Origin of the sequence: Vibrio sp. 1731, assembly GCF_033339955.1 — a bacterium.
In the GTDB taxonomy this organism is placed as follows: domain Bacteria; phylum Pseudomonadota; class Gammaproteobacteria; order Enterobacterales; family Vibrionaceae; genus Vibrio; species Vibrio alginolyticus.
Genome location: NZ_JAWOVO010000190.1, coordinates 1 through 1000, shown reverse-complemented (window position 1 = coordinate 1000; position 1000 = coordinate 1). Strand labels below are relative to the sequence as shown.

The 1000-nt window shown below is 46.3% G+C and carries 2 protein-coding genes and 1 pseudogene; all 3 read left to right on the top strand.

The window, feature by feature from the left end; genetic code table 11:
* Window positions 1–483: HesA/MoeB/ThiF family protein (locus R7035_RS26160; RefSeq protein WP_318146442.1), on the top strand; the 483-nt coding region annotated here is incomplete at its 5' end.
* Window positions 484–562: 79 nt separating this feature from the next.
* Window positions 563–766, top strand: a complete 204-nt coding sequence (gene thiS / locus R7035_RS26155; RefSeq protein WP_005465067.1) for a sulfur carrier protein ThiS — start codon at window positions 563–565, stop codon at window positions 764–766.
* 5 nt (window positions 767–771) lie between these two features.
* Window positions 772–1000 (top strand): annotated as a pseudogene (locus R7035_RS26150) (thiazole synthase); the annotation flags it as partial.

Below are 1000 nucleotides of genomic sequence, written 5' to 3'. Positions count from 1 at the left end.
GTACGCACGATTACCAAGCGTCTCGACCAAGCTCAGTTACAACTCGAAGTCATGTTGGCGGATGTGGTGTTGGATTGCAGTGACAACCTACCAACGAGGCAGCAGATCAATCAAGTTTGTTATGAGCAAAATACACCTCTGATATCGGCGGCAGCGATTGGTTGGCAAGGGCAGTTTGCTGTTTTTGACTACTCAGACAAACCATCAAATTCAGGCTGCTATCGATGCTTGTATCCGTTTGATGAATTGCAGCAAACAATGAAGTGCAGCGAAACCGGCATTATCGGCCCTGTGGTGGGCACTCTGGGGAACTACCAAGCTCTCGCTGCTATTCAAAAGTTGGCGATAGATCGCTTTCATGTTGAGTGTGGTCAGTTACACCTCTTTGATGGACTGCGGATGAACTGGCAGACCATGTCTATAACCAAAGACAAGCAATGTCAGGTTTGTGGTGACAATAATCTTGCACCAGTGAGCAGTTAAGAGATGACCGCCATGACAGTTTCAAATCAATTCGCATCAAATTCGTTTGTGCGTTCCTTTTTTAAAGGAGAGAGGTAACGTGATAACTATCGCTATTAACGACCAAGCTCAGCGGGTCGAGTGTAAAGCCAACCTACAGCAAATCATTACCCAGTTTTCTCTGCCTGAAATGGGCTGTGTTTTTGCCATTAATAATCAAGTGGTGCCGCGTAGCGAATGGGCGAGTACGGTACTTTCTGAGGGAGATAGCATCTCTCTGTTTCAAGCCATCGCAGGGGGATAATGTCGATGCTGAAAATTGGTGATAAAGAATTTCAATCACGCTTGTTCACAGGAACAGGTAAATTTTCTAATAGCGGTTTAATGGCCGAAGCCATCCAGGTTTCAGGTTCACAGCTCGCGACGATGGCGCTTAAACGTGTGGATGTACATGATCAGCAAGATGACATTTTGCAGCCTCTGATTCACGCCGGTGTGAATTTGCTACCGAACACCTCTGGCGCTAAAAATGCCAAAG